This window comes from Streptomyces vastus (assembly GCF_039532825.1).
GTDB classification, from domain to species: domain Bacteria; phylum Actinomycetota; class Actinomycetes; order Streptomycetales; family Streptomycetaceae; genus Streptomyces; species Streptomyces vastus.
In genome coordinates this window covers 113,395-138,497 of sequence record NZ_BAAASJ010000014.1, presented here as the reverse complement: position 1 = coordinate 138,497, position 25,103 = coordinate 113,395, and the positions used below count along the sequence as shown (strand labels likewise).

Below are 25,103 nucleotides of genomic sequence, written 5' to 3'. Positions count from 1 at the left end.
TGACCGGTACGGATACCTTCGTGACCTCATTCGCCCCGGACTCGATCGTCCTGAACCGCAAGCTGCCGCTCTGGTATCAGGTGTCGCAGTCCCTGCGCGCCTCGATACTCGGGCGGTCGCCGGAGGATCCCCTGCGCCTGCCCACCGAGGAACAGCTGGCGGGGCACTACGGGGTCAGCGTGCTGACCATGCGACAGGCGCTCAAGGAACTGGAGGACGAGGGGCTGATCACCCGCCATCGCCGGCGCGGCACGTTCATCGAGCCGAGCGCGCAACGTGGCGCGCCAGTGCGGCTGTTGGGCTCGGTGGACGCGATCGTGGCTCAGCAGTCGGGCATGACGACGGAACTGCTCGACCACGCCACGGTGCCTGTGTCGGCCGAACTCGCCGAGTACTTTCCGGAGTTGGCCGAGGTGGCGATGTATCACCGGCTGCGCAGCGACGAGAAGACGGGGGAGCCGACGAACCACGCGCGCAACTATGTGCGGCCCGAACTGGCCGAGCGTATCTCCCTGGACGACCTGGCCCGCTGGCCCATGACGAAGGTGCTGCGGGACGTCGTCGGCATGCGGATCAGCCGCATCACCGACACCGTCGAGGCGCGGCTGGCCGATCCGGAGACGGCTCGGCTTCTTGAGGTGCCGTTGCTGAGTCCGATTCTGCGGTATACGGGCGTTGCCTGCGGTGACTCTGGTCAGGTGCTGGATGTGGCGGTCATTCATTACCGGGGGGATCGGTTTTCGTTCACGGTCACGCTCGAGGCGTAGGCGCTCCGCTTGGGGTGCGGTTTGAAGGTGCGGGTTCGTCGCGGCTTGTCCGGTGCGTCAGCCCGTCGCAGGCCGGGCATACGACCCTGGCCTGGTACAAGGCCTTGCACCGGCCCACGTCCCCTCCCGCCGGTGAAAAGCTGCGGGTAGTTGGGGGTACGGGCTTCCCCGGGGCGCGGGAAGTCGCAGGCTTTGGCTTTTCAGGGGCGCGGGGCTGTGACATATGCGGCTCCGCCGCGGGGCGCGACCAGCCACGACGGACCCGCAGTCGCCAACGGACCGAACCCCACCCACTCGGTAGGCGCCCCTGCTCAACCGCCGGAGGTACGTCGTACCATGCCGAGCGTGACGCACGACGACGCTCCGCTGCTGGCGGACCTCATGCCGTGGTCCGTCGCACCGCCTCGGCTGGGCCGGGGGTGGCCGACGGCGCCCGACGCGGCGTCCCTGAAAGCGCGGTGGGACGCCTTCGTGAAGGCCGAAGGACCCTACCGCGAGGCCTTGTTCGGCGTCACGCGTGCGCGGAACCTGCACTCGGCGGTCGCCGCGCTGGCGGGCCAGGCCGGCGGGACGGGGCGGCTGGCCCGTGCGTCGGGGCCCTGCGCGGAGCCCGTACGCGTGCTGCACGGGCCGTTCGACGAGCAGTGGCTGATCCCGGATCACCGGTTGATCGACGCGGCCCGCCCGGAGTTGTGGCGGGTGGCGGACGAGCGGCAGGTGTTCGCCGTCGAGCAGGCGCATGCGACGGACGGGCCCGCGCTGCTCGTCGCGGCCGTGCTGCCCGTTCTCCCGCCGCAGCCGCGGCAGACGAAGAGCGTCCCGGTGGCCCGTCCCGGCCGTATCCGCCCCCTGTACCGCCGCCCCGACGGCCTCGAACCGAACCTCGCGCCCGGCCTCGTGGACCACCTCGCCAAACGCCTGGGCCACTCCCCCGACCCTCTCGACGTCCTCGCCTGGGCGGTGGCTGTGGCGCGCCCGGGTCCGGACGGTAGCGCCGTCCCGCTCACCGCCGATCCCGAACTCTGGGCGCACGGCATCGAGTTGGGCCACCGCATGCTCCGGCTGATGCGCCGCGACGGCGACCGCCCCAAACTCCCCGGCGGGCGGCGCCCGTACGTGCGAGCCCCGCTCCCCGCGCGCCCTCTTGAACTCCACTACGACCGCGACGAGGAGACCCTCCACCTCGACGAGGGCCGTATCTCCCCCGTACCGCCGGCCGCCTGGGACTTCGAGGTGGGCGGCGCCCGTGTCCTGGACCAGTGGTTCACCGCCAGGACCACTCCCCCGGAGCCCGGCACACTGGAGGCGATCCGCCCTGCCACGTGGCCCCAGACCTGGACATCCGAACTGCTCGAGCTGATCACGGTGTTGGCACTGCTGGCGGAACTGGGGCCTCAGCAGGGGGAGTTGACCGTGCAGGCCCCGGTGACGGCGGGCGAGCTACGCAAGGCGGGCGTACTCCCGGTGCCGGACGCGGCACGCAGGCCCGCCTCCGTACTCGACCACCACGAAGAGGGCCCTGAAGGACAGTTCGCCCTGCTTTGACCGGGCACTTGGCGCCCCGCGCTCAGCGCTTCGGGTCGAACCCGTCCAGGACCCTGCCGAGCGCCCGCTCGAACATCGCCTCCAGGTCGATCGGCCCGGAGTCCTCCATGAAGGCCTCGGCCAGCCGCGGATACGCGCCGGTGGCCACCTGACTGCTGAGGTAGGCGATACGGACCGCGTTCTCCTCCTCCTCGGACCAGGGCATCGAGCGGGTGCGCTCGGCGGTGGCCAACTCGTTCGCGGTGTAGGTCGTCACGACGCCGTTGAGCAGTGCGACCATCTCCATCTTCGTGCTGTAAGGGAGGTCGAGCGGTTCGAGGCAGGCCAGGCAGTGCTCCAGATAGCGCAGGGTGTTGGGGCTGAAGCCGTAGACCCCCGCCATCAGGCGCGGCACCCAGGGGTGGCGGTGCATGATGACGCGGGTCTGATGGGCGTTGCGGAGCATGTCGGCGCGCCAGTCGCCCGAGGGATCCTCGAAGTTGTGCTCGGCACCGACGGCGTCGAGCATCAGCTCGTACAGGTCCTCCTTGCGCGGCACGTAGTTGTAGAGCGACATCGTGCCGCAGCCCAGTTCGGCCGCCACATGCCGCATCGACACCGCGTCCAGCCCCTGCGCGTCCGCGATCCGCACCGCGGCGGCCGCGATGTCGGCCCGGCTGTACGAGGGCCGCGGACCGCGTCCCGTGCGCTCGGGGCGGTTCCAGATCACTTCGGGTACGGCCTTGCGCCCTGCCATGGGTCGATCACCTCGTGACCATCCTAGTTACGTACAGTGTACGTAGTGCGCTATGGTCGGTTCATGACTTCTACGTACGCTGTACTTAGTGAAGGCCTCGAGAAGCGTTTCGGGGAGGTCCACGCTCTCCGAGGGCTGGACCTCGCGGTCGCCGAGGGCACGGTCTGCGGGATGCTCGGGCCGAACGGGGCGGGCAAGACCACGGCCGTACGGGTCCTCACCACACTGCTGCGGCCCGACGCGGGGTCCGCGCGGATCGCGGGGCACGATCTCGTACGGGAGCCGGACGCGGTCCGCCGCGCCATCGGCGTGACGGGCCAGTTCGCCTCGGTCGACGGCGACCTCACGGGGCGGGAGAACCTGCGGCTCTTCGCGAAGCTGCGCCGCACCCCGAAGGCGCACGCCCGCGCCGACGACCTCCTCGACCGCTTCGAGCTCACCGAAGCCGCGGACCGGCTCGCGTCCACCTACTCGGGCGGCATGCGGCGCCGCCTCGACCTGGCCGCAAGCCTGATCACGCGGCCCGCGGTGCTCTTCCTGGACGAGCCGACGACCGGGCTCGACCCCGCCAGCCGCAACCAGATCTGGCAAGCGGTACGTGACCTCGCCGCAGACGGTACGACGGTGCTGCTGACCACGCAGTACCTGGAGGAGGCCGATCAACTGGCCGACGACATCGCGCTGCTGGACGAGGGCAGGGTCGCCCACAGCGGCTCGCCCGCCACGCTCAAAGCACTCGTCGGCTCGTACGCGGAAGTTGTCGTCGCCCACGCGGACGCCATGCCCCAGGCGGCGGCCGTGCTCGACCAACTCACCGGCGGCGAACCACACTTCGACCACGAGCGGCACGCCGTCGGCTCCGTCACCACCGATCCGACGCTCACACTCCCCCGCCTGGTACGCGAACTCGACGCCGCGGGGGTGCCGTTGCTCGACGCGAGCCTGCGCCCGCCGAGCCTCGACGACGTTTTCCTGCGCCTGACCGACAGCCCGACCGACCGTAAGGACTTGGTGGCATGAGCGCCCTCGCGTACGACACAACGGCCATGCTCGGCCGGCAGCTTCAGCGGGTCCGGCACAATCCCGGGTTGCTGATCCTCACTCAGACGATGCCGATCACGATGCTGCTGTTCTTCGGCTATGTCTTCGGCAGCGCGCTCGCCATGCCGGGCACCGAGTACCGCTCGTTCCTGGTGCCGGGGCTTTTGGTGGCGACCGCGGCGAACGGGATCATGACGGGGATGTTCGAGGCGGCCCGGGACTCGCACCGAGGCGTGATGGACCGCTTCCGTACGCTGCCGATGAGCCGGGCCGCGGTGCCGCTCGGCCAGGCGGCGTCCGATCTGGTGCTGACCGCCGCCGGGATGGTGCCGCTGCTGCTGGTCGGGCTCGCGGTGGGCTGGCGGATCGAGGGGACAGCGGCTGAGGCTGTGGCGGCCGTCGCCTTGCTGATGCTCTTCCGGTTCGCGATGACGTGGATCGGGATCCTGCTCGGGCTCGCCTCCCAAAGCGAGGAGGCAGCAGGGCAGTTGGGCGGGGCGACCTTCATCCTGCCGCTGCTGTCCAATGCGTACATCCCGACGGACAACCTGCCGGGCTGGCTGCGCACGGCGGCCGAGTGGAATCCCATCAGTGCGGTGACGACGGCGGTGCGGGACCTGTTCGGGAATGCGCCGGTGCCGGAGGGTGCCGCCTGGCCCGTGGCGCATCCGGTGGCGGGATCGCTCGCCTGGTGTGCGGTGCTGATCGCGGTGTTCCTGCCGCTCGCCGTCCGCCGGTACGCGACCGGCGGACGCTGAGCGTCAACTCCTATGCCTGCGGGACGGGTTCACACCGCGGGTGGGAAGCGGGTGCGAAGGTGTTCGGGGTCGGTTGCCGGTCAGCGACCGGGGGCGCTGGTCAGCGGCCGCCGAACAGGGATCGGCGCAGTCGGCGCAGGGGAGCGAAGAGCGAGACCCGCCGCACTCGTGCGCGCCTGCTGTTGCGCTCCTGTGTGTGGTCACGTGCGGTGAGCTCACGCATCAGCGAGGTCGCCTCGGTCGTCTCTCCCTGCGGGATGGCGGGGCCACCCAGTACCGAGAGATGGCGGTCGAGGCGCGAACTGGTCGCGCTGCTCCCACAGGTGATCGCAGGGACTCGCGCCCTGCCACGCACTGTTATCTGTTCCATGTCACTCCCCACCCATACGAGGGCACCCGGCCCGGGCAGGTTAACCCTATCGCTCCCTCATGACACTCGTGTATCCCGGGCGCAGGATTCACCTTCTCCGTAAGGCAGTTGACGATCACTCTCCGAATCCAACCGATTTCAGGGCAAGTTGGACAACTGGCGCGGATGTGGGCTGTGGAGAGCCGCCCTGCGGCTCGACGGTGACGGCGAGTGAGGTCGCGTCCGGATTCAAGTCGGTGGCGAGCAAGGGCGTGTCGCCCTCGAACAGGCCCAGGGAGCGCGGTTGGACCTCTGGTCGCATGAGCCACAGTTGGTGAACCCTTCCGTTCGTGGGTGCGCCGAGGCCCGCTGGGGTGACCACGGCGGCGCGCTCCGAGGCGGACGCGACGACGTTGATGCTCTGTCCGCCTGAGATGCGTCCCGCGCTCGCGGCGGCATCCGGAGCCGCAAGAATGTTGGCGATCTCACGTGCCTGGGTCCGCTCCTGGTCGAGCTGGTCCTGGGTGCGGGACGCCTGGACGCCGAACAGCGCGGCGACGACGAGTGCCGCCGCGGCGGTGGTGGCAGCGAGCGGGGACAGCAGGCCGTGCAGCCGCGAGGGGCGCGGCCGCACGGCACGCATCCCGGGCAGCGGCTGCTGTGCCGCGCGCGGGTGCGGCTGTGGGCCCGGGGCGGTCTCCTGGGGTGTTGTCCGCACGGCCATGAGGACCCGGTTGCGCATCGCGGCCGGTGGCGGTGCGGCCGTGTTCCAGGCGAGGCGGACCGCGTCCTCGCGCAGGAGGCGCACCTCGGCGGCGCAGCGGTCGCAGCGCTTCAAGTGCTTCTCGAAACGCTGGTGTTCGCGGGGCTCCAGGGCGTCGAGGGCGTACGGGGCGGCCAGCGAATGCAGTTCGCTGCGCCTGAAGAGGACGGTCATACGGCACCTCCCAGGCATTCGCGCAACCGCGTGAGTCCGTCGCGCATGCGCGTCTTGACCGTGCCGAGCGGTAATGAAAGGCGCTCGGCCACTTCACGGTACGTGTAGCCGTCGTAGTAGGCGAGGGTGACGGACTGGCGTTGCAGTGTGGTGAGCCGGTCCAGGCAGCGGCGTACCCATTCGCGTTCGAGGCCGGCCTCGACCTCCTCGGCGACCTGGTCGAAGGCGGGTCCGTTCGCCCGCTGGGCCTCGCGCATCTCGCGTTCGCCGGCCGCGCGGGCGCTGCGCACCCGGTCGACCGCGCGGCGGTGCGCGAGGGTGAGGACCCAGGACAGCGCGCTGCCTCGGCCGGGGTCGTAGCGGGCGGCGGAGCGCCAGAGTTCGAGCAGCACCTCCTGGGCCACCTCCTCCGACTGGGCCGGGTCCCGCACCACGCGGCGCACCAGACCGAAGACCGGTCCGGACACCAGTCCGTACAGATCCTCGAAAGCCTTCTGGTCGCCTTTGGCCACGAGCACCAGAAGTTCGTCCGCCTGCACCCGTAACCCCCTCTCCTGGCCGCGTATCGGCCTGTGCCGACAGTCAAGCATTCGGCGCCGGCGCCCCTTCGGATGGGGTTACGGATCAACTCGTCGAAAAACGCGGGTGAAACTCAAACCAATCCGCCCGCCCGACGGCGCCGAATGGCGTGTGTCAGGCAACAAAACACGCGGCAACGAGCGCCAGGGCCGAGCGGACCACACCGTCCGTCGCCTCTCGCCAGAACCGCGGGAACGCAGCTTGTAACAGAGGACGGACGGCATGACACCTAACACCCGCAGGATCGTGGGACGCAGGAGCCTCACGACCCTCGTCTGTGGTGCGCTGGCTGCCGGGGGGCTAGCAGCCGCCGGCGTGACCGCGCTCGAACCGGGAGCGGCGAGCGCCTCCAGCCACCGGGAGGCCCCGCTGATCTCGGGGACGCCGCAGTTCGACAACACGGACCTGTACGCGTTCGTGAGCCCCGACGCCCCGGACACGACGACGATCGTGGCGAACGTGATCCCGTTCGAGGAGCCGGCGGGCGGACCGAACTTCTACACGTTCGCGGAGGACGCCCAGTACGACATCCACATCGACCAGGACGGGGACGCGCAGGGCGATCTGCTGTTCCGGTACACGTTCGACACGCATGTCAAGAACGACAAGAGCTTCCTGTACAACACGGGGCCGGTCGAGAGCCTGGACGACCCCGACCTGAACATCACGCAGACGTACGACCTGCAGCTGCTGAAGCTGAAGGACCAGAAGCTCGTGAAGCGGACGTATGTCGCGGACGACGTGCCGGTCGCGCCGTCGAACGTCGGCAAGGCGTCGATGCCGGACTACGCCAAGCTGCGCGACCAGGCGGTCAAGGAACTCGGGGGATACGAGGCCAAGACGTTCGCGGGTCAGGCGGACGACCCGTTCTTCGCGGACCTGCGGGTCTTCGACCTGCTGTACGGCGGGAACCTGTCGGAGGTCGGCAACGACACCCTCAAGGAATACAACGTCAACTCCATCGCCCTGCAGCTGCCGAACGAGCTGATCCAGGAGTCGGCCGAGCAGCCGGTCGTCGGGATCTGGTCGACGACGAACCGCAAGGGCGCGGACGGGAAGTTCAGGCAGGTCTCGCGGCTCGGGAACCCGCTGGTGAACGAGGTCGTCAACCCGATCAAGGACAAGGACACGTTCAACGCGTCCGCGCCGTGGGACGACGCGCAGTTCCTGAAGAACGTGACCGAACCGGAGCTGCCCAAGCTCATCGAGGCGATCTACAAGATCCCGGCGCCGGACGAGCCCAGGAACGACCTCGTGGACGTCTTCCTGAAGGGCGTTCCGGACCTCAACCAGCCGCCGCACGTGCGGGCTTCGGAGATGCTGCGGCTCAACACCTCGATCAAGCCGGCGGCCAAGCCGAAGCGGCTGGGTGTGCTGGACGGCGACAACGCGGGCTTCCCGAACGGGCGCCGTCTCACCGACGACGTGATCGACGCCTCGCTTCAGGTCGTCGAGGGTGAACTGCTGGGCGCCAAGAACGACTTGGGCGACGCGGTCGACAAGAACGACAAGGAATTCGAGAAGTCCTTCCCGTTCGTCGCCCTGCCGACCGAGGGTTCGCGCGGCCCGCTGGCCAAGGGCACGGACGGCACGAAGGGTGACGTACGCAACCAGCTGGGCGACGCGCTGACGCCGGCGGGCACGAGCAGCGGCAACATCGGCGGCATGGACGACACCACGCTGATCGCCGTGTCGGCGGTGTCGGGCGCGGCCGGCTTCCTGCTGATCGGCACGGGGCTCATGTGGTGGCGCAGCCGGCGGCGGATTCGCGGCTACTACTAAGCGCCGCGTGGGAAATGCGGTTCGGAACTGCGGGTCCGTCGTGGCTGGTCGCGCAGTTCCCCGCGCCCCCAAGGGGGCGCGGAGCCGCACCGGACTTCGGCAAGTCCGCCTAGCCACCCCCAAACTGGCGCGGCCCGTAACCACCCATCCCCCACGGCGCGGGCCGCGCCTTCACTTCGCACAACCGCACCTTCGGAAGATCGAGGAGAGGGCATGTCCCCGCGCGAGAACGAGGACGGCGCCGCCGAGGCCGAGCAGCAGACGGCTCCCACGGACGCCTCCGCGCCCCCCGAGGGCGAGGACACGCCCCGAGCCACCGAGGCCACACCGGGGTCCGCCCCGGGCCGCCCCGAGGCGGCGCCGGAGTCGCGGCGGACTCGGGTGTTGCGGCTGGCCGCTTGTGCTGTTGCCCTGGCCGTTGCGATGACCGCGGGGGCCGTGGTGATGGGGTCCCGGGACGACGGTGGGGTGGGGGCCGTGGCCTCCGTGCCCGGGACGGCGCCCGAGTTGCTGGCGGGGGGCAATCTGAATGACAGCATCTCCGCGCTCCAGGGGCATCTGAAGGCGCAGCCCAAGGACTTCAACGGGTGGGCCACGCTCGGTGTCGCGTACGTCGAGCAGGCGCGCACCAACGGCGACCCGTCGCGTTATCCGCAGGCTCAGCGCGCGCTCGACCGTTCGCTGAAGCTGCGGCCCGACAACGACCCGGCGCTCGCGGGCCGGGCGGCACTGGCCGCCGCGCGGCACGACTTCCCCGGGGCGCTGCGGTACGCGGAGGACGCACTGGAGCAGAACCCGTACAACGAGCGGGCGTTGTCCTCGCGGATCGACGCCCTCGTCGAACTCGGCCGCTACGACGAGGCGCTGAAGGCCTCCGACGAGGCCGACGCCCGTCGGCCGGGCGTCCCCGTCTTCACCCGGTACGCCTACGTACGCGAGCTGCGCGGCGACGTGTCCACCGCGCGACGCGTCCTGGAGCAGGCGCTCAGCAGTGCCACGGCACCCGGAGACGTGGCGTACGTGGCGACCTCCCTCGGCCAGCTCGCCTGGCGTGACGGCGAGTACGAGACCGCGCTGAAGCACTACGCGCGGGCGCTGCAAGCAGACCGCACCTACCTCCCCGCCCTGGAGGGCCGTGCCCGCGCCCAGGCCGCGAACGGCGACCAGGCGGCGGCGATCCGCGGCATGGAAGAGGTCGTGGCCGGCTTTCCGCTGCCCGGCCCGCTGGTCGCGCTGGGCGAGTTGTACGAGGCCCGCGGCGCCGAGGGAGACAAGGCGAAGGCCCTCGACCAGTACGCCCTGGTCGACGCGTGGACCGCGCTGGCCCGCGCGAACGGCGTCAACGCCGACCTCGACACAGCCCTCGCGGCAGCCGACCACGGCGACCGCAAGTCCGCCCTGCGCGCCGCGAAGGCGGAGTGGGACCGCCGCGAGACCGTGCACACCGCGGACGCCCTCGCCTGGGCCCTGCACGTCAACGGCCGCGACGAGGAAGCCCTCCCCTACGCCCGCCGCGCCACGGCCACCGGCTACCGCGACGCAACCTTCCTCTACCACCGCGGCATGATCGAACACGCCGACGGCAACGAGAAGGAGGCCCGCGACAGCCTGTCGTCGGCACTCGAACTCAACCCCGGCTTCTCCCCGGTGGGAGCGAAGGCAGCTCGCGCGGCCCTGAATGAGCTGGGTGGTGCCAAGTGAGCACAGCCACAGGCCGGAAGAGTCTGAAGAACCGGAAGAGCTCCCTGCCCCGTCGCCGGTTCACCGCCTGCGTGGCCGTTCTCATGGGCACCCTCGCTCTGCTGCTCGTCCCCGCGGGGACCGCGGCCGCGCATCCGCTCGGGAACTTCACCGTCAACCGGTACGACGGACTCGTCATCGGTCCCGAGAAGCTGCGGATCGACCATGTGGAGGACCTGGCGGAAATCCCGGCGACACAGGCCAAGCCCCAGATCGAGGAGGCGGGCAAGGCAGGTTGGGCCCGGGAGCGGTGCGCGACGGCGGCCGGGAAGAGCCGGGTGACCGTGGACGGGCGCGAGGTCGCGCTGAAGGCCGGCGAGAGCCGCGTACGCGTGCGGCCCGGGCAGGCCGGGCTCGATACGCTCCGGGTGGAGTGCCGTTGGACGGCGCCGCTGCCGGATGGGGAGTTCTCCCTCGGCTTTCGCGCCTCGGTCGACAACGGGCCCGGCTGGCGCGAGGTCACCGCGCGAGGCGACCGGATGACCCTCGCTTCCTCGGACGTCCCCACGAAGTCCGTGTCCCGCGAACTGAACAGCTACCCCGAGGACTTGCTCCAGTCGCCGGAGAACACGGCGGCCGCGTCCGTAACGGCCCGCCCCGGCGGCCCCGCCCTGGACGAGGCGAACGAGGAGAACGCTGACGCCCCTGCCTCCTCCATACTGCCGCGCGGCGCCGACCGGTTCACCCGCGCCCTGGACGACCTGGTGGCCCGCCACGACCTGAGCACGGGATTCGCGGCCCTGGCCCTGGTCATCGCGGTGGGCCTCGGCGCCATGCACGCGCTCGCGCCCGGTCACGGCAAGACGCTGATGGCCGCGACGGCCGCGGCCCGCGGCGGCCGGGCCGGCCTGCGCGACGTCCTGCCCCTGGCCGCGTCGGTGACGGTCACCCACACCCTGGGCGTGGTGGCGCTGGGCCTGCTGGTCACGGCCGGCTCGGCGGCGGCGCCCTCGGTGGTGACGTGGCTGGGCATCGCGAGCGGCGTCCTGGTGACGGCGGCGGGCCTGACGCTCGTACGCAAGGCCTGGCGTGCCCGGGCCCACAGGCACGAGCACGCTCCCGCCTCCGACCATCGGCACGACCACGACCACGACCACGATCACGGGCATGAACACGGCCACACCCACGACCATGACGCGCACACGCACGAACACGCCGATGCCCATCACCACGGGGACACCCACGAGCAGGCCGAGCAACACGAGCGCCCTCTCGTGCTCGCACACGCCCACGCGGACGCCGAAGCCCGCACCTCCGCACACGGCCGAGCGTCGGCGCTCCTGGAAGCCCCCGCCCCCAGCGAACCCCACCCGACCGGACACCAGCACTCGCACGCCGATCAGCCTGATCAGGCCCATGGCCACGGCCACACCCACGGACACAAGCACGGACACGCACACGGCCGTGAGCACAGCCACGCCAACCACACCCACACGCACACCCACGGCGGCTTCACCCACACCCACGAGGTCGCGCCCACCGTGCGCGGCACGATCCTGCTCGGCTTCGCCGGCGGACTGGTGCCGAGCCCCTCTGCCGTCGTCGTCCTGGTGGGCGCCGCCGCGCTCGGCAAGGCCTGGTTCGGGTTCCTGCTCGTCCTCGCGTACGGCGTCGGGCTCGCCCTGACACTGACGGCGGCCGGGGTCGCCGTGGTCAAGCTGGGCAGCGGGGTCAGTCGCCTGCTGGAGAACGGCCCCCGCTGGACCGGCGGTCCGGTGGCCGCACTGGTGCGCAGGAACGTCGCCCTCGGATCTGCGTTCGTCGTCGTGGCCCTTGGGGCTGGATTGGTACTCCAGGGGGCGGCAACCGCGCTCGGTTGAGCTACTTTTGTTCAGAATGGTGCGGTTGCGAATGGGGGGCGTCCGTGTCGGAAGACGCACGCAGTGAACGGGTGATCGCGGGACGCTACCGTCTGCTGTCCCCGCTCGGCGAGGGCGGGATGGGGACCGTCTGGCGCGCCCGTGACGAAGTGCTGCACCGCGAGGTCGCCGTCAAGGAGGTACGCGCCCCTGCCGGCCTGCCCGCTCCCGAGGTGGAGCGAATGTACGCGCGCCTGGAACGCGAGGCCTGGGCCGCGGCCCGGGTCGCGAACCGGAACGTGGTGACGGTGTACGACGTCGCCATGGAGGAGGGCCGCCCCTGGATCGTGATGGAACTGGTCCGCGGCATCTCGCTCTACGATCTCCTGGACGCCGAGGGCCCGTTGACGCCGCAGCGCACCGCGCACATCGGCGCCGAGGTGCTGGCCGCCCTGCGCGCCGCGCACGAGGCGGGGGTGCTGCACCGCGACGTGAAGCCCGGCAACGTACTGATGTCGAACGACGGCCGGGTCGTCCTCACCGACTTCGGCATCGCCATGGTCGAGGGAAGCTCCGCGCTCACCATGACCGGTGAGGTGATCGGCTCGCCGGAGTTCCTGGCCCCGGAGCGGGCGCTGGGGCGCACGCCGGGTCCCGAGTCCGACCTGTGGTCGCTGGGCGTGATGCTGTACGCGGCGGTCGAGGGCAACTCGCCGTTCCGCCAGGACACCCCGCTCAGCACCCTGCGCGCGGTCGTCGACGAGGAGCTGCCGCCGCCGCGCCGTGCGGGCCCGCTGGCCCCGGTCATCGAGGGCCTGTTGCGCAAGGACCCGGCCGAGCGGCTCTCCGGGGAGGCGGCCGAAGAGGACCTGCGCCTGATCGCCGCGGGCGGCACGCCTCGTACGACAGCCGCCGCCTACGCGCCGACCGTCGCGGCCCCGCCTCAGCCGGCTTCGCCCGCACCACACACTCCGCCCGCCGCCCCCATCGCGTCCCGGACCCCGACCGCCACGACCACCACGGCGGAGCCCGGGCACCCCCGGCGCGCCATGGTCGTCCTGGTCACGGGCCTGGTCGCCCTCGCGCTCGCCTTCGCGGGACTGACGTACGCCCTGCTCAATGACAACGGAGGGGGTGAAGAGAGCAGCAGCACCGGTGGCACCACGGGCGGAACCGGCGATGGCGGCTCCACCAACGGCGGCGGTGACAACGGCGGTACGAGTGGAGGGGGCGACGACGGCGGTACGACCACCAGCGAGACTTCGGGCACGAACGGCACGAACGGTGGCTCGACGGACGGCGGCCGGACGAGCTCTCCGCCTCCCCAGACCGTCGAGGTGTCGGTGTCGGGCTCCAACACGCAGTACAGCGGCGCCTGTCCGCCGCCGGAGGCCGAGGCGCCCACGTTCACGGTGACCATCACGGTGGGCCGTGTCCCGGCGGAGGTCGACTACCGCTGGGTGACGCAGAGCGGCGAACCCTCGGACCCGGGCTGGAAGTCGCTGTCATTCTCCGGCGGCGACAAGTCCCAGCAGGTGAACCATGTGGAGACGGGCTACAACGAGGACGGTACGTCCGAGAACGAGATGAGCGTCGAGGTCCGTAGCCCCGTGCACACGACATCCGACCCGGTGGCGTTCTCGGTGACGTGTGAGACGGAGACCCCGACAACGGGCGGGGCCTCCCCTACGCCGTAGGCGGCGCAGCTCACTACTTGGCGGTCAGGCCACGCTCTTGAGCACGGGCAGATAGCCGCCGACCTGTCCGGCCGCGTTCGGGTGGTACGACTCGCCGATGTTCAGCCAGTTGACGCTGTGCAGCCAGGAGCTGCCGGAGCAGATCTCGTGTCCGGTGAAGGTGGGCCGGACGTCGCCGAAGGTGAAGCCGTGGTCGGCGGCACGCTTGGCGATGGCGCTGTTCAGATAGTCGGCGGCGTTATTGATGGCGGACCGTTCGCCCTCGGTCATGCCGGCCACGCAACTGCCGTTGAGCTTGTAGAAGCGGGGATAGCCCAGGACGACCACATGGGCCGCCGGAGCCTTCGCGCTGATCGCCGAGTAGACGGAGTCGAGTCTGCCGGGCAGCGTCGAGTCGACGTACGCCTTCGCCGTGTTGATGCGGGCGACGCAGGCGCTCTCGGACTGGAGCACACAGGTCGTCATGACATCGGCGAAGCCGGCGTCGTTGCCGCCGATGGTGATCGAGACGAGACCGGTGCCGGAGCCGAGCGGGCCCAGCTGGTTGGCTACAACATCACCCGTACGAGCGCCCGAGCATGCCGTGAAGTGGAACGACGAGGGTGAGTTGGCGGCGGCCCAGAGGTGCGGGTACGCCTTCGTGCTGCGCTTGCAGGCGCCGCTGGAGCCGATGTAGCCGCCCGCGCCGACTCCGGAGGAGTAGGAGTCGCCGAGGGCCACATAGCCGGTCGCCGTGGCCTGTTCCGACGCCTGCGCCGCCGTGGCCCCGGTGAGGGCGAAAGCGGCGGCGAGGAGGAGTGAGGTTGCGTATGCCGTAAGTCGGGAACGTCGCATGGAACCTCCCTTTAGCAGGATCTCTGCCTTAACTTGCGTACCACCGCACACAGTTGACGGGAAGTGTCCATGCCAATACTTTCCCGGACTTACTGGGAGTCACACCACGCGGCCGGCCTGCGGAAAGCTCATCCAGGCGGCCCCAACTCGCCCCGGATGATCGCCTGTTACTGGAAGCGGCGCTTCCGTCTGTGGAACTCGCACTTGGCGCTTCCGCATCTTGACGTCCGGCTGCCCGCTGAGCGACATTGAAGCCCGGCATCCGGCGCTTCGGGGGGCAAAGACGCCAATGCAGACCTTGCGTATCAAGTCATCTTCATCAGACTCATCTTCATCAGAGGCATCTGCCACAGGCGGAGACGAGCTGTCGCAACAGGATCCGGGGAGGGACCTGTTGCCACTGCTCGCGGGGGCCGCCGCGGCGATCGCGGGAGTCGGTGCGGTGCTGGCACTCACCGATGTGGACTCACCTCTGCGTGCGCCGTTCACGCTGTTCTTCCTGCTCGCCGCGCCGGGGACCGCGGTCGCAGCCGCTTTGCGCGGACTGGAACCGTTCGGCCGCATCGTGGCGTCTTTGTCCGTAGCGGTAGCGGTCAACATCCTGGTCGCCCAGGGCATGCTGGCGGTGCACCGGTGGTCGGTCCGGGGCGGAATAGCGGCCGTTGCCGCGCTCAGCTCCTTCGTGCTCCTGCTGGTCCTGGTACGGCGCCTGCGCGGCCGTACGGTGAGTAGACAGGCTTCCTGACGTGGACATACGCGTGTACCGCCCCGGCGAACTGAGCGCCGCCGACAGGGTGGCGTGGTCGGCTCTGCAGTCGAAGGCCCACCTCAACGGCTCGCCCGAGCTGGCAAACCCGTTCCTGTCACCGGAGTTCGCGCTCGCGGTCGGGCGATGCCGGCGGGGCGTACGGATAGCGGTCGTCCGGGAGGGCGGGGAGCCCGCGGCCTTCTTCCCGTTCCAGCGGGGCGCGAGTGGCGTCGGCCGGGCGATAGGTCTCGGCGTCTCGGACTGCCAGGGAGTGGTCCACCGGCCCGGCTTCAGCTGGGACGCGCGGGAGTTGCTGCGGGCGTGCGGGCTCGCGGTGTGGGAGTTCGATCATCTGGCCGAGGGCCAGGGGCCGTTCGAGGCGGCGGCCACCGACAGCTTCCCGTCGCCGGTCATGGACGTCGACCAGGGGTACGAGGCGTATCTGAGCCAACTGCGCGCCCAGTCACCGAAGTTCACGAAGTCGACGCTCGCCAAGGAGCGCAAGCTCGGCCGGGACCACGGCGAGGTGCGCTATGTGCACGACGAGCGCGATCCCAAGGCGCTGCGCACGCTGATGGCGTGGAAGTCGGCGCAGTACCGCAGGACCGGACGCAGCGACCGCTTCGCGCATGACTGGATCACCCGGCTGGTGTCGCAGCTGTTCCACAGCCGCTCCGAGTCGTTCGCCGGGATCCTGTCGGTGCTCTACGTCGACGGCAAGCCGATCGCCGCGCACTTCGGGTTGCGTTCCGAGCGCGTACTGGCGTGCTGGTTCCCCGCGTACGATCCGGCATTCTCCAAATACTCCCCCGGGCTCATCCTGCATCTGCGGATGGCCGAGGCGGCAGCCGCCGACGGTATCGCCTATCTGGATCTGGGCCGGGGGCAGAAGGAATACAAGGACTCCCTGAAGACACGGGAAATCTTCGTGTCCGAAGGGCTGGTGACGCGCCGCCATCCGGTGGCGCTCGGGCACCGGGCGCGACGCGCTCCGGTCCGGGCACTGCGGAATGCGGTGCTGGCGCGGCCGGAGTTGTTCGAGCCGGCCGACAAACTCCTCAAGCGGATGGGACAAATCCGTTCGGGGAGCCGGGTAACGACCAATCCAAAGAAAATGTGAGGTCTCGTTCCAGGTCTTGCCTTAACGTCATAATCGTCAATAACGTCATATGTCTTCATCCCGCATCGGTCCATCACCAAGCGGCTCTAGGGGAGGGCTCAAGGACCGCGATGGTTCCGGTGCGGGGCGCGGTAGGGGGGTGACGTGCCCGGTGTCCACAAGTGGCTCTGTCCACAAGTGGTTCCGGGGCGCGTGCCGCGCGACCGGCTTATCCAGCCGGCCAGCTTTGCCAGCTCACCCGGCATGTACGGAGATACATTCCGGCATGCCGTAAGTGAGAACCCCCCTTTCGAACCGGACAAAGAGCCGGACCGCCCAGGGGCGGGCGGTCCACCGGACGAGAGGGATCAGACTCATGAGTTCTTTTGTGCAGCCAGCGGTTTCGGGACAGGAACCGTCCAAGGCCGGTCAGTACCGGCCCATCTCTTCTCACCTGGCGATCACGCCACCGGTGAGTGTGGTGATTCCCGCCATGAACGAGGCGGAGAATCTTCCCTACGTATTCAAGACACTGCCGGCGTGGATCCACGAAGTGGTTCTCGTCGACGGGAATTCCACCGACAACACCGTCGAAGTGGCCCGCGAACTGTGGCCGGACGTCAAGGTGGTGAAGCAGATCGGAAAGGGCAAGGGAGATGCCCTGATCACCGGCTTCGCGGCCTCCACCGGCGACATCATCGTGATGGTCGACGCGGACGGCTCGGCGGACGGCAACGAGATCGTGTCGTATGTCTCCGCGCTGGTCTCCGGGGCGGACTTCGCGAAGGGGTCACGGTTCGCCAACGGCGGCGGCACGGACGACATGACGCCCATCCGCAAGCTGGGCAACTGGGCGCTGTGCACGGTCGTCAACCGCAAGTTCGGCGCCCGCTACACCGACCTGTGCTACGGCTACAACGCGTTCTGGCGGCACTGCCTCGACAAGATCGACCTCGACTGCACCGGTTTCGAGGTGGAGACCCTGATGAACATCCGGGTCGTCAAGGCCGGGCTGAAGGTGCAGGAGATCCCGAGCCACGAGTATCTGCGGATCCACGGCGCCAGCAATCTCCGGGCCGTACGGGACGGGCTGCGGGTGCTCAGGGTGATCCTCAAGGAGCGCTCCAACCGCCGTTCGCTGCGCCGTGCACACGCGTTGGCGCTGGGCACCACGCGAGGAGAGGTGTCTTGAGCACGATCGGCATCTCGGTGGTGATCTGCGTCTACACCGAGGACCGCTGGGAGGACATCCTCGCGGCGGTCTCCTCGGTGCGGGCGCAGTCCCGGCCCGCTCTGGAGACGCTGCTGGTCGTGGACCACAACCAGGCGCTCCTGGACCGGCTTTCGAAGGAGTACAAGGAGACGCGGGAAGTGCGGGTGCTCGCCAACGCGGGCCCCCGCGGCCTGTCCGCGGGCCGCAACACCGGCATCGCGGTCTCCCGCGGTGAGGTCATCGCGTTCCTCGACGACGACGCCGTCGCCGAGCGCGACTGGCTTCATCACTTCGCCGAGGCATACACGGATCCGCGGGTGATGGCCGTCGGCGGGCGGACTTTCCCGATCTGGGCGTCGGGCCGGCGGCCTGCCTGGTTCCCGGAGGAGTTCGACTGGGTCGTCGGCTGTACGTACAAGGGGCTGCCGCCGGGGCGCGTACAGGTGCGGAACGTGCTGGGCGGCAACGCCTCGTTCCGCCGCAGCGCCTTCGACGTGGCGGGCGGCTTCGCGACCGGTATCGGGCGTGATGGCGACAAGCGTCCGCTGGGCTGTGAGGAGACGGAGCTGTGCATCCGCCTCACCCGCGCACAGCCGGACGCGATCCTGCTGATCGACGACCGCGCGGTGATCCACCACCGGGTGCCGGAAGTACGCGAGCACTTCGCCTACTTCCGCACGCGTACGTACGCGGAAGGCCTCTCGAAGGCCCTGGTCGCCCGAAGCGTGGGCGCCGACAAGGGCCTGGAGTCCGAGCGCCGCTACACCACCCGCGTCCTGCCCGCAGGGGTCGCCCGCGGCCTGCGCGACGCCCTCCTCGCCCGCCCCGGGGGCGCGGGCCGGGCCGCCGCCATCGTCACCGGAGTGGTGACGGCAGCGGGCGGGTACGTACTCGGGAGCGTTCGGGCACGCAGGGGTGGCGCTACCTTCTCGGTGGTCGAGATAGAGGAAGGTCCCGGGCGCGAGGGGGCGGCAGCATGAGAAGGGGACGCTTGCTGATGACGGCGCGGGGCGCGGTGATGCCCTGCGCCGGGCGCGACCGCGCGGTCGGAGGTGGTTCGGCATGAACACCCCCGTGCCCATACTCATGTACCACGCCGTCTCCAGCGTTCCCAACGAGGCGACTCGTGCCCTGTCCGTCGCGCCGGCGGCGTTCGCCGAGCAGATGGCTCTGCTGGACGATCTCGGGTTCACGCCGGTCAACACCGTTCAGTTGGCGGACAGTTGGCGCTCGGGGAGGCCGCTGCCCGGGCGGCCCGTCCTCGTCACCTTCGACGACGGTTACGAAGGCGTGCACCTGCATGCGTTGCCCGTGCTCGCCAAGCACGGCTTCGCGGCCACGCTGTTCGTGTCGACCGGCTGGCTGCGCGGCTCGTACGACACCGGGGGTGCCCTGGACACGATGCTCGACTGGGACCAGGTGCGCGAACTCGCCGACGCGGACGTCGAGATCGGCGGCCACAGCCATACGCATCCACAGCTCGACCAGCTCACGGACGAGGCGCTGTGGTTCGAGGTGCTGCGCTGCAAGGAGATCATCGCCGACGAACTCGGAACCCGCCCCGCCTCGTTCGCGTACCCCTACGGCTACTCCAGCCGCCGGGTGCGCCGCACGGTGCGCGAGGCGGGCTTCGCCCAGTCCCTCGCCGTCGGCAACCGCCTGGCGAACCGCCGCCAGGGACCGTACGCCCTGCAACGCGTCACCGTGCGCCGCTCCACCCGTATCGAGGAGTTCGAGCGGCTGGTCGAAGGCCGGGCGATCGCCCGCACCTTCGCCAGGGACCATGCCCTCACCAAGGGGTACGCCATGGTCCGCAGAGCACGCCAGATCCGCCGGAAGGCCACCCGTTCCCGTGTCTGACACGACCACAGCCCAGCCCGACACACCCACGACCGAGGCGCCCGAGAAGCAGTCCGGCCGCCGGCTGAGGCTGCCCGGACTGAGCAGGGGTTCCAAGGGATCCGGAGGCAGCCCGCTGTTCCGGAACGCTTATGCCCTGATGCTCAACACCGGGATCTCCGCCGTGCTCGGCCTCGGCTACTGGGTGGTCGCGGCCCGCTACTACTCCGAGGACGCGGTCGGCCAGGGCTCCGCCGCGATCGCCGCCATGAAGCTCCTCGCTGGGCTGACGGCGGTGACGCTGACGGGCGCCCTCGCCCGGTTCATCCCGGTCGCGGGACGTGGCACGGGCCGTCTGATCTTCCGTACGTACGCAGGAAGTTCACTGGTCGTGGCGCTGGCGGCAGGTCTGTTCCTGCTGACGCTCGGCCTGTGGGGGCCGTCGTACCGCTTCCTGCACGACCCCCTGCACGCGCTGGTGTTCGTGCTGGCGGTGGTCGCCTGGTCGGTGCTCACCCTCCAGGACGGTGTGCTGACGGGGCTGCGCAGCGCGGTGTGGGTGCCGGTGGGCAACACGGTGTTCTCGGCGGTCAAGCTGGTGCTGCTGGTGCTGTTCGCCGCCGCGATCCCCACCATGGGTGTGTTCGTGTCCTGGGTCGCGGCCATCGCGGTGTCCGTGCTGCCGCTGGGCTGGCTGGTGTTCCGGCGTCTGGTGCCGCGGCATGTGAAGGCGACCGAGGAGCACGTCGAGCCGCCGACGATGAAGGAGATCGGCCGCTTCCTCGCGGGCGACTACACCGGCTCGCTGTTCTCGCTGGCCGTGGTCTACCTCGTCCCGGTGATCGTCGCCGCGCAGGTCAGCTCCGCCGACAACGCGTATTTCTACATCGCGATCACCATCGGCGGCACCGTCAACCTGCTGGCCATCAACATGGGTGCCTCGCTCACCGTCGAGGGCTCGCACGACCCGGCTCGGCTCGCCGCGAACACCCGGGCCGCGCTGCTCCGGATGGCGCGGATCATGCTGCCGGTGGGCGGAGTGCTGTTCTTCGGGGCACCGTTCGTCCTGGGCGTGTTCGGCCAGGGGTACGCGGACGCGGCGACCCCGTTGCTGCGCTGGTTCGCGGTCGGCGGGGTGCTGCGGGTCGTGATGGAGACGTACTTCGCGGTGCTGCGCGCGCAGAGCCGTACCGCCGGACTCGCGTGGCTGCAGGGCCTGTTGTGCGTGCTGGTGCTCGGCCTCACGGTGATTCTGCTTCCGACCATGGGCCTCACCGGTGCGGGCGTCGCGGAGGTCGCCGCCCTCGCGGTGATCGTGGCGATCGCCTCGCCCAGGCTGTACCGGATCGTCAGTACGGCGCCGCCCGCCGCCGTGCCCGAGGACGCGCCGCCGGACGGCGACCTGGCGGACCTGGGCGCCCGCGAGGTCCCCGCCCCGGCCACGGGCGAGCCGAAGAAGGGCCGCGGCCCGGCCTGGGCGCATCGGCTCGACCAGGACACCCTGGCGCTCGGCGTACACCTCGACTTCGACCACCAGGAGCGACGGCCGGACGTACGACCCGGGCCGGGGACGCCGCCCACCGGGACGGCGGTCAAGTGGCCCGTCCCACCGGACCAACGTCCGGAGCACGGGCAGGACCACGAACCGGACCATCGGCCGACCTGGGCGCTCAGGGCACCCCTCCGACTCCCCGCGCCGCGCTCCGAGTTGGGCCTGCCCGTCGAGACGGGGGTCCCCCCGCTCGAGCGAAGTCGAGAGTGGGGGAGCGAACAGGGCAGCGAGGCCTCCCTGGGACCGGCCGAAGCGAAACCCGAAGCCGGAGCCGAAGCAGGGGCCAAGTCCGAAGCCACGGCTGAGGCAGAGCCGGACTCCACGTCCGAAGCCGCCTCCGAAGCGAAGCCCGAGACCGAGTCGGGGGCCGAGTCTGAGGCCACGTCGAGGGCGGAGCCGGTGGCCGAGGCACCGTCCTCCGGCACCTCCGCGCTCGTACTCCGGGAACGCGGGACCGGTGCGCCGCCCGAACCGCCACCTGCTCCTTCCCCCTCCCCCGACCCGCCCTCTCCGTCCCCGTGGGAGCGGCTGCGCCCCACCCGCGTAGGCGTCGTCCTCGGCTGTCTGCTGATCGCCGCGCTCGTCCTGTACTGGGTGCCGGTGTTCGGCCTCGGTGAGCTGGATCTCGACCGGATGGGCGGGCTCGGCCTGGTCTCCGTGCTGCCCGTGCCCATGCTTGCCGGGGCCGCCCTGCTGGTCACGGTGTTCGCCTCGCTGCTCTGGCGGAACCGCGAGCACCGAGGGCTGCTCCTGGTCACCCTGCTGGCCACCGTGGTGTCGCTGCACGCGCTGCCCGCGGTGATCGAGACGGAGCCGCGGTTCGCGACGGCCTGGCAGCACCTCGGGTTCCTGGAGTACATCGACCGGACCGGCTCGGCCGTGCCCGACCTGGACGCGCGCTGGAGCTGGCCGGGCTTCTTCGCGGCCGCCGCGTTCGTCGCGAAGGCCTGCGGGGTGGACGACCTCACCGAGGTCATCCGCTGGTGGCCGACGGCCATGCAACTCCTCTATCTGGCCCCGATGTTCCTGCTCATACGCCATATGCGGGCGAGCTGGCGCGCCAAGTGGACCGGTGTGTGGATCTTCGTGCTCAGCGGTTGGGTGGGCCAGGACTACTTCTCACCGCAGGGCTTCACGTACCTGCTCTACATCGTCTTCGTGGCGATCCTGCTGGTGTGGTTCCGGGCGCCGCGCGTTCTGTGGACCAAGCGGCGGCCCGGCGAGCTGGAGGTCGAACCGACCGACCGGCGCCAACGGGCCGTGCTGCTCATGGTGTTGATCGGCCTGTTCGCAGCGACGGTCCCGTCCCACCAGCTCACCCCCTTCGTGATGCTGGGCGTCCTCGCGGTCCTCGTCGTGGTCGGCCGCTCCGAACTGCGCGGGCTGCCCATCCTGTTCGCCGTGATGGTCGCCGTCTGGGTGGGCTTCCTCGCCGAGCCGTACTGGCGGGGACACTTCGACGAGCTGTTCGGCGGGCTCGGCGGCGTCGGCGGCAACGTGTCGTCGTCGGTCTCCGGCCGCATCGAGGGCGGCAGTTCGACCCACAAACTCGTGCTGTACGCGCGCGTGGCGCTCGCCGGCTCGGTAATGGCCCTCGCCTGCTGGGGCTGGTGGCGGCGACGCGACCACAAGTACCGCGAACGCTCGCTGCTCGTCCTCACCTTCGTGCCGTTCCTGGGCTTCGGCATGCAGTCGTACGGCGGCGAAATGGCGCTGCGGGTCTTCATGTTCGCCCTGCCGGGCGCGGCCCTGCTCGCCGCACTCGCCCTCTTCCCGCGCACCGGGGTCACCGCGAAGGAACGCGAGCGCGACCAGTTCAGCCTCGCTCCCCTCGCCGCCCTGATGGCGGGCCTCGTCCTGGTCGGCGGCTTCCTGGTGGCCCGCTGGGGCAACGAGCCCTTCGAGCGGGTCCGCCCGGGCGAGATCGCGGCCATGGAGTACGTGTACGAGCACGACAAGCCGACAGCGCGGCTGCTGTGGCTGAGCGACGACCCGGTCAACACCGTGACGCCCGCGATGCCCTGGGGCTCGAGGGACATGGAGCGGGTGGAGTACGTTCCGACGCTCGCGCCACCCGATCCGGTGCTGGTGTCCGGGCTTGTCAAGTCGCTCAAGGACGCGGGCCCGAACTCGTACCTCGTGATCAACCGCAGCCAGGTGATCTCTCTTCAGATGGACGTGGGCTACTCGGCGAGCTGGGACTCCCGGCTCATCCGCAACCTCGACGAACGCAAGGAACTGCGGAAGGTCTTCGTCAACAAGGACGCGACCGTGTACGCGCTGCGCGACCAGCCGGACAGCAGCGTCCCGAAGGCGGATCCCGGGCCGATCGGTCCTCAGGTGACCTGGACACCGTGGTCGGTCGTGGGCGGCCTCGCGGCGATCGCGCTGCTCGTGCTGCTGACCACCCGCGAGGTGGTCCGGGTGGCGGTCCGGCCGAGCGTGCGGCAACTGCGGTGGCTGCAGAGCAGCTTCTGGTTCTCCCTGCCGCTGCTGGCGGTGCTGCTGGCTTCGCTGGTGCAGCGGTTCTTGACGATGGCGTAGGGAGTTGGGCGTAGGGCGTAGGGGGCTGGTGCGTGAAGTGGCTCAGCGGGCCAGCCACTTCACCTCGTACGCGCCCAGGTTGAACCGTCGGCCGTCGACCTCGGTACTGATCTTCCGGTCCAGGGTGTTCACCACGAGGACCGCCTTGTCGTCGGCGAGGACCCGTACCTTCGGCGCGCTGCCGGCGGCGACGAACACCTGCTCGTACTCCGTGCCCGGCGGGAACTCCCTGTTGAAGCGGGAGACGAGGTCGAGCATCGGCAGGGGCTTGCCGCCGTCGGCGCTGTCGGTGGGCGTCCACAGGCAGCCGGCGCAGTCGGTGCCCTTCTCGTTCTCGGGGTTCCAGTAGAAGGCGGAGGTGGTGCCGCCGCGGGCCATCGCGATCATTCCGGAGGCCTGGACGGCGCCGCGGCGAGCCTCGGACCAGTCGTCCCGCTCGTCGTCGGCGTCGGAGGGTTCGACGTAGTACTCGGCCCACCACAGCGGCAGATCGCCGGTCCGCTCTCGCACCCAACGGCTGACGGCCGTGAACTTGTCGGTGGCGGCGAACTCGTCGGGCAGCAGCACGTCGTCCTTGGTGTAGCTGGAGCCGTCCACGACGACGAAGTCCGCGCCCGCCTTGTTCTTGTTCCAGTAGTCGAAGGCGTCGAGGACCCGCTGGTCCATGGCACCCCACGGGCCCTTCAACGTGGGCGAGGCGTCTTCCTTCTGGCGCGGGTCGAGGCTGTCCACCACCAGGTAGGGGCCGCCGACCTGGATGTCTTCGTCGACAGCCTTGAGCGCCTTGTGGACCCGGTTGTAGAGCTCGGTGTAGCCCTCGTAGTCCCAGCGGGCCTCGGCGTCGTTCCAGAAGCCCTTGAACTCGTTCCAGACGATGAAGTGGCGTACGTCCGGATAGCGCTTGGCGACGGTCGCGGCGAGCGCGGCGTAGTCGTCGAAGTGCTCGGGCCGCGGGGCGGTCTCCAGGGCCTCCTGGCTCCAGTTGGTGTTGTCCGTACCGGGCTTGCCGCCCTTCATCCAGTCCGGGGCGCAGCACAGGGTGACCACCGGGGTGCCGCCCGACTCCCGGACGAAGTCGATACGCCGGTCCATGTCCTCGAAGTCGTAACGCCCCTTGACCGGCTCGGGATTGTCCGCACCCCAGCCCATGATGTGCTGGATCTGCGGCAGCGGCTGCTCAGCGAGGCGCTCCGCCACCCGCCGCGTGGCGGCGCCGCTGCCCTCGTCGGCGCTGAACTGGGTGTGGGTGAAGCCCCAGCCGACGTCCGGTCCCGCCTCCTCCGGAGGAACAGCGGGCGTGCCGTGCACCTTGTCGCCGTCACGGGTCGTACCGGCGGCGCTCCCGCCGTCCCCGGGCAGTGTGTTGATCAGGGTCAGCACCAGAGCCAGAGCCGCCGCGCCCACACCGAGCAGCGCGGTGAGCCGCCACCGCCGTACCCCCGAATTCCACCCATGACGTCCCATCAAGGACAACAGTAGTGGCGGGGGTGGCCGGTTGGGATGGGTTCCGGTGCACAGCCTGGTAACAGGACGGAGGGGATACA

Annotated in this window: 20 protein-coding genes; 14 read left to right on the top strand and 6 right to left on the bottom strand. The window is 70.1% G+C overall.

The genetic code is table 11. From position 1 onward, the window contains the following. The first annotated feature begins 20 nt into the window (after window positions 1–20). Together ABD357_RS05415 and ABD357_RS05410 are read left to right on the top strand one after the other, a co-directional pair. Window positions 21–767, top strand: a complete 747-nt coding sequence (locus ABD357_RS05415; protein WP_344387816.1) for a GntR family transcriptional regulator — start codon at window positions 21–23, stop codon at window positions 765–767. Window positions 768–1,103: 336 nt separating this feature from the next. Beyond that, complete coding sequence (locus tag ABD357_RS05410) at window positions 1,104–2,312, top strand: type ISP restriction/modification enzyme (protein ID WP_344387815.1); 1,209 nt, start codon at window positions 1,104–1,106, stop codon at window positions 2,310–2,312. A gap of 22 nt (window positions 2,313–2,334) precedes the next feature. Here ABD357_RS05410 and ABD357_RS05405 read toward each other — a convergent pair whose 3' ends face one another. Further along, a complete protein-coding gene (locus tag ABD357_RS05405) occupies window positions 2,335–3,048 on the bottom strand; it encodes a TetR/AcrR family transcriptional regulator C-terminal domain-containing protein (RefSeq protein ID WP_344387814.1) in 714 nt (237 codons plus the stop codon). A 63-nt stretch (window positions 3,049–3,111) separates the two neighbouring features. Here ABD357_RS05405 and ABD357_RS05400 point away from each other — a divergent pair, with 63 nt between their 5' ends. After that, window positions 3,112–4,068: an ATP-binding cassette domain-containing protein gene (locus ABD357_RS05400; RefSeq protein WP_344387813.1), complete on the top strand. Its 957-nt coding sequence runs from the start codon at window positions 3,112–3,114 to the stop codon at window positions 4,066–4,068. Next, the gene (locus ABD357_RS05395) at window positions 4,065–4,847 is read left to right on the top strand and encodes an ABC transporter permease (protein ID WP_344387812.1); all 783 of its coding nucleotides are present in this window, start codon (window positions 4,065–4,067) and stop codon (window positions 4,845–4,847) included. The genes ABD357_RS05400 and ABD357_RS05395 overlap by 4 nt, the downstream gene beginning before the upstream one ends. A 100-nt stretch (window positions 4,848–4,947) precedes the next feature. Here ABD357_RS05395 and ABD357_RS05390 read toward each other — a convergent pair whose 3' ends face one another. From ABD357_RS05390 to ABD357_RS05380, 3 genes are all read right to left on the bottom strand, one after another. After that, on the bottom strand, window positions 4,948–5,217 hold the full coding sequence (locus tag ABD357_RS05390; protein ID WP_033324109.1) for a hypothetical protein: 270 nt from the start codon (window positions 5,215–5,217) through the stop codon (window positions 4,948–4,950). A gap of 115 nt (window positions 5,218–5,332) precedes the next feature. Continuing rightward, window positions 5,333–6,133: an anti-sigma factor gene (locus ABD357_RS05385; RefSeq protein WP_344387810.1), complete on the bottom strand. Its 801-nt coding sequence runs from the start codon at window positions 6,131–6,133 to the stop codon at window positions 5,333–5,335. Next, complete coding sequence (locus ABD357_RS05380) at window positions 6,130–6,672, bottom strand: sigma-70 family RNA polymerase sigma factor (RefSeq protein WP_165341750.1); 543 nt, start codon at window positions 6,670–6,672, stop codon at window positions 6,130–6,132. Before ABD357_RS05380 ends, ABD357_RS05385 begins: the two co-directional genes overlap by 4 nt. A 262-nt stretch (window positions 6,673–6,934) precedes the next feature. Between ABD357_RS05380 and ABD357_RS05375 the strand changes: the two genes are divergently transcribed. The 4 genes from ABD357_RS05375 (at window position 6,935) to ABD357_RS05360 (ending at window position 13,730) form a co-directional block, all read left to right on the top strand. Next, entirely contained in the window at window positions 6,935–8,494 is a 1,560-nt protein-coding gene (locus tag ABD357_RS05375; protein ID WP_344387808.1) for a DUF4331 domain-containing protein, read from the top strand. A 27-nt stretch (window positions 8,495–8,521) separates the two neighbouring features. Continuing rightward, window positions 8,522–10,195 carry a tetratricopeptide repeat protein gene (locus tag ABD357_RS05370; protein ID WP_344387847.1) on the top strand — a complete coding sequence of 558 codons (1,674 nt, stop codon included), beginning with the start codon at window positions 8,522–8,524 and terminating at the stop codon, window positions 10,193–10,195. Between the two features lie 83 nt (window positions 10,196–10,278). Continuing rightward, window positions 10,279–12,054: a HoxN/HupN/NixA family nickel/cobalt transporter gene (locus tag ABD357_RS05365; protein ID WP_344387846.1), complete on the top strand. Its 1,776-nt coding sequence runs from the start codon at window positions 10,279–10,281 to the stop codon at window positions 12,052–12,054. 44 nt (window positions 12,055–12,098) lie between these two features. Further along, entirely contained in the window at window positions 12,099–13,730 is a 1,632-nt protein-coding gene (locus tag ABD357_RS05360) for a serine/threonine-protein kinase (protein ID WP_344387807.1), read from the top strand. Window positions 13,731–13,754: 24 nt separating this feature from the next. Here the strand turns inward: ABD357_RS05360 and ABD357_RS05355 are convergent, their stop codons facing one another. Next, complete coding sequence (locus ABD357_RS05355; RefSeq protein ID WP_344387805.1) at window positions 13,755–14,564, bottom strand: SGNH/GDSL hydrolase family protein; 810 nt, start codon at window positions 14,562–14,564, stop codon at window positions 13,755–13,757. Window positions 14,565–14,958: 394 nt separating this feature from the next. Here ABD357_RS05355 and ABD357_RS05350 point away from each other — a divergent pair, with 394 nt between their 5' ends. The 6 genes from ABD357_RS05350 to ABD357_RS05325 all read left to right on the top strand — a co-directional run bounded on the left by ABD357_RS05350 (window position 14,959) and on the right by ABD357_RS05325 (window position 23,559). Then, window positions 14,959–15,309 carry a hypothetical protein gene (locus ABD357_RS05350; protein ID WP_344387803.1) on the top strand — a complete coding sequence of 117 codons (351 nt, stop codon included), beginning with the start codon at window positions 14,959–14,961 and terminating at the stop codon, window positions 15,307–15,309. 1 nt (window position 15,310) lies between these two features. Next, the gene (locus ABD357_RS05345; protein ID WP_344387802.1) at window positions 15,311–16,432 is read left to right on the top strand and encodes a GNAT family N-acetyltransferase; all 1,122 of its coding nucleotides are present in this window, start codon (window positions 15,311–15,313) and stop codon (window positions 16,430–16,432) included. Window positions 16,433–16,787: 355 nt separating this feature from the next. Continuing rightward, the gene (locus ABD357_RS05340; RefSeq protein WP_344387801.1) at window positions 16,788–17,603 is read left to right on the top strand and encodes a glycosyltransferase family 2 protein; all 816 of its coding nucleotides are present in this window, start codon (window positions 16,788–16,790) and stop codon (window positions 17,601–17,603) included. Beyond that, on the top strand, window positions 17,600–18,604 hold the full coding sequence (locus ABD357_RS05335) for a glycosyltransferase family 2 protein (protein WP_344387800.1): 1,005 nt from the start codon (window positions 17,600–17,602) through the stop codon (window positions 18,602–18,604). Before ABD357_RS05340 ends, ABD357_RS05335 begins: the two co-directional genes overlap by 4 nt. A gap of 82 nt (window positions 18,605–18,686) precedes the next feature. After that, entirely contained in the window at window positions 18,687–19,484 is a 798-nt protein-coding gene (locus tag ABD357_RS05330) for a polysaccharide deacetylase family protein (RefSeq protein WP_344387799.1), read from the top strand. Then, window positions 19,477–23,559 (top strand): lipopolysaccharide biosynthesis protein, encoded by a 4,083-nt coding sequence (locus ABD357_RS05325; RefSeq protein ID WP_344387798.1) that lies wholly within the window; start codon window positions 19,477–19,479, stop codon window positions 23,557–23,559. The genes ABD357_RS05330 and ABD357_RS05325 overlap by 8 nt, the downstream gene beginning before the upstream one ends. Window positions 23,560–23,601: 42 nt before the next feature. On the opposite strand, the gene ABD357_RS05320 is transcribed toward ABD357_RS05325, so the two are convergent. Continuing rightward, window positions 23,602–25,023 carry a GH39 family glycosyl hydrolase gene (locus ABD357_RS05320; RefSeq protein ID WP_344387797.1) on the bottom strand — a complete coding sequence of 474 codons (1,422 nt, stop codon included), beginning with the start codon at window positions 25,021–25,023 and terminating at the stop codon, window positions 23,602–23,604. Between the last annotated feature and the right edge of the window lie 80 nt (window positions 25,024–25,103).

Excerpts from the sequence above, each read along its gene's own strand:
- ABD357_RS05405 (WP_344387814.1), bottom strand. The coding sequence starts at position 3,048 with ATGGCAGGGCGCAAGGCCGTACCCGAAGTGATCTGGAACCGCCCCGAG.
- ABD357_RS05355 (WP_344387805.1), bottom strand. The coding sequence starts at position 14,564 with ATGCGACGTTCCCGACTTACGGCATACGCAACCTCACTCCTCCTCGCC.
- ABD357_RS05410 (WP_344387815.1), top strand. The coding sequence starts at position 1,104 with ATGCCGAGCGTGACGCACGACGACGCTCCGCTGCTGGCGGACCTCATG.
- ABD357_RS05340 (WP_344387801.1), top strand. The coding sequence starts at position 16,788 with ATGAGTTCTTTTGTGCAGCCAGCGGTTTCGGGACAGGAACCGTCCAAG.
- ABD357_RS05400 (WP_344387813.1), top strand. The coding sequence starts at position 3,112 with ATGACTTCTACGTACGCTGTACTTAGTGAAGGCCTCGAGAAGCGTTTC.
- ABD357_RS05385 (WP_344387810.1), bottom strand. The coding sequence starts at position 6,133 with ATGACCGTCCTCTTCAGGCGCAGCGAACTGCATTCGCTGGCCGCCCCG.
- ABD357_RS05320 (WP_344387797.1), bottom strand. The coding sequence starts at position 25,023 with ATGGGACGTCATGGGTGGAATTCGGGGGTACGGCGGTGGCGGCTCACC.
- ABD357_RS05365 (WP_344387846.1), top strand. The coding sequence starts at position 10,279 with ATGGGCACCCTCGCTCTGCTGCTCGTCCCCGCGGGGACCGCGGCCGCG.
- ABD357_RS05390 (WP_033324109.1), bottom strand. The coding sequence starts at position 5,217 with ATGGAACAGATAACAGTGCGTGGCAGGGCGCGAGTCCCTGCGATCACC.
- ABD357_RS05395 (WP_344387812.1), top strand. The coding sequence starts at position 4,065 with ATGAGCGCCCTCGCGTACGACACAACGGCCATGCTCGGCCGGCAGCTT.
- ABD357_RS05330 (WP_344387799.1), top strand. The coding sequence starts at position 18,687 with ATGAACACCCCCGTGCCCATACTCATGTACCACGCCGTCTCCAGCGTT.
- ABD357_RS05375 (WP_344387808.1), top strand. The coding sequence starts at position 6,935 with ATGACACCTAACACCCGCAGGATCGTGGGACGCAGGAGCCTCACGACC.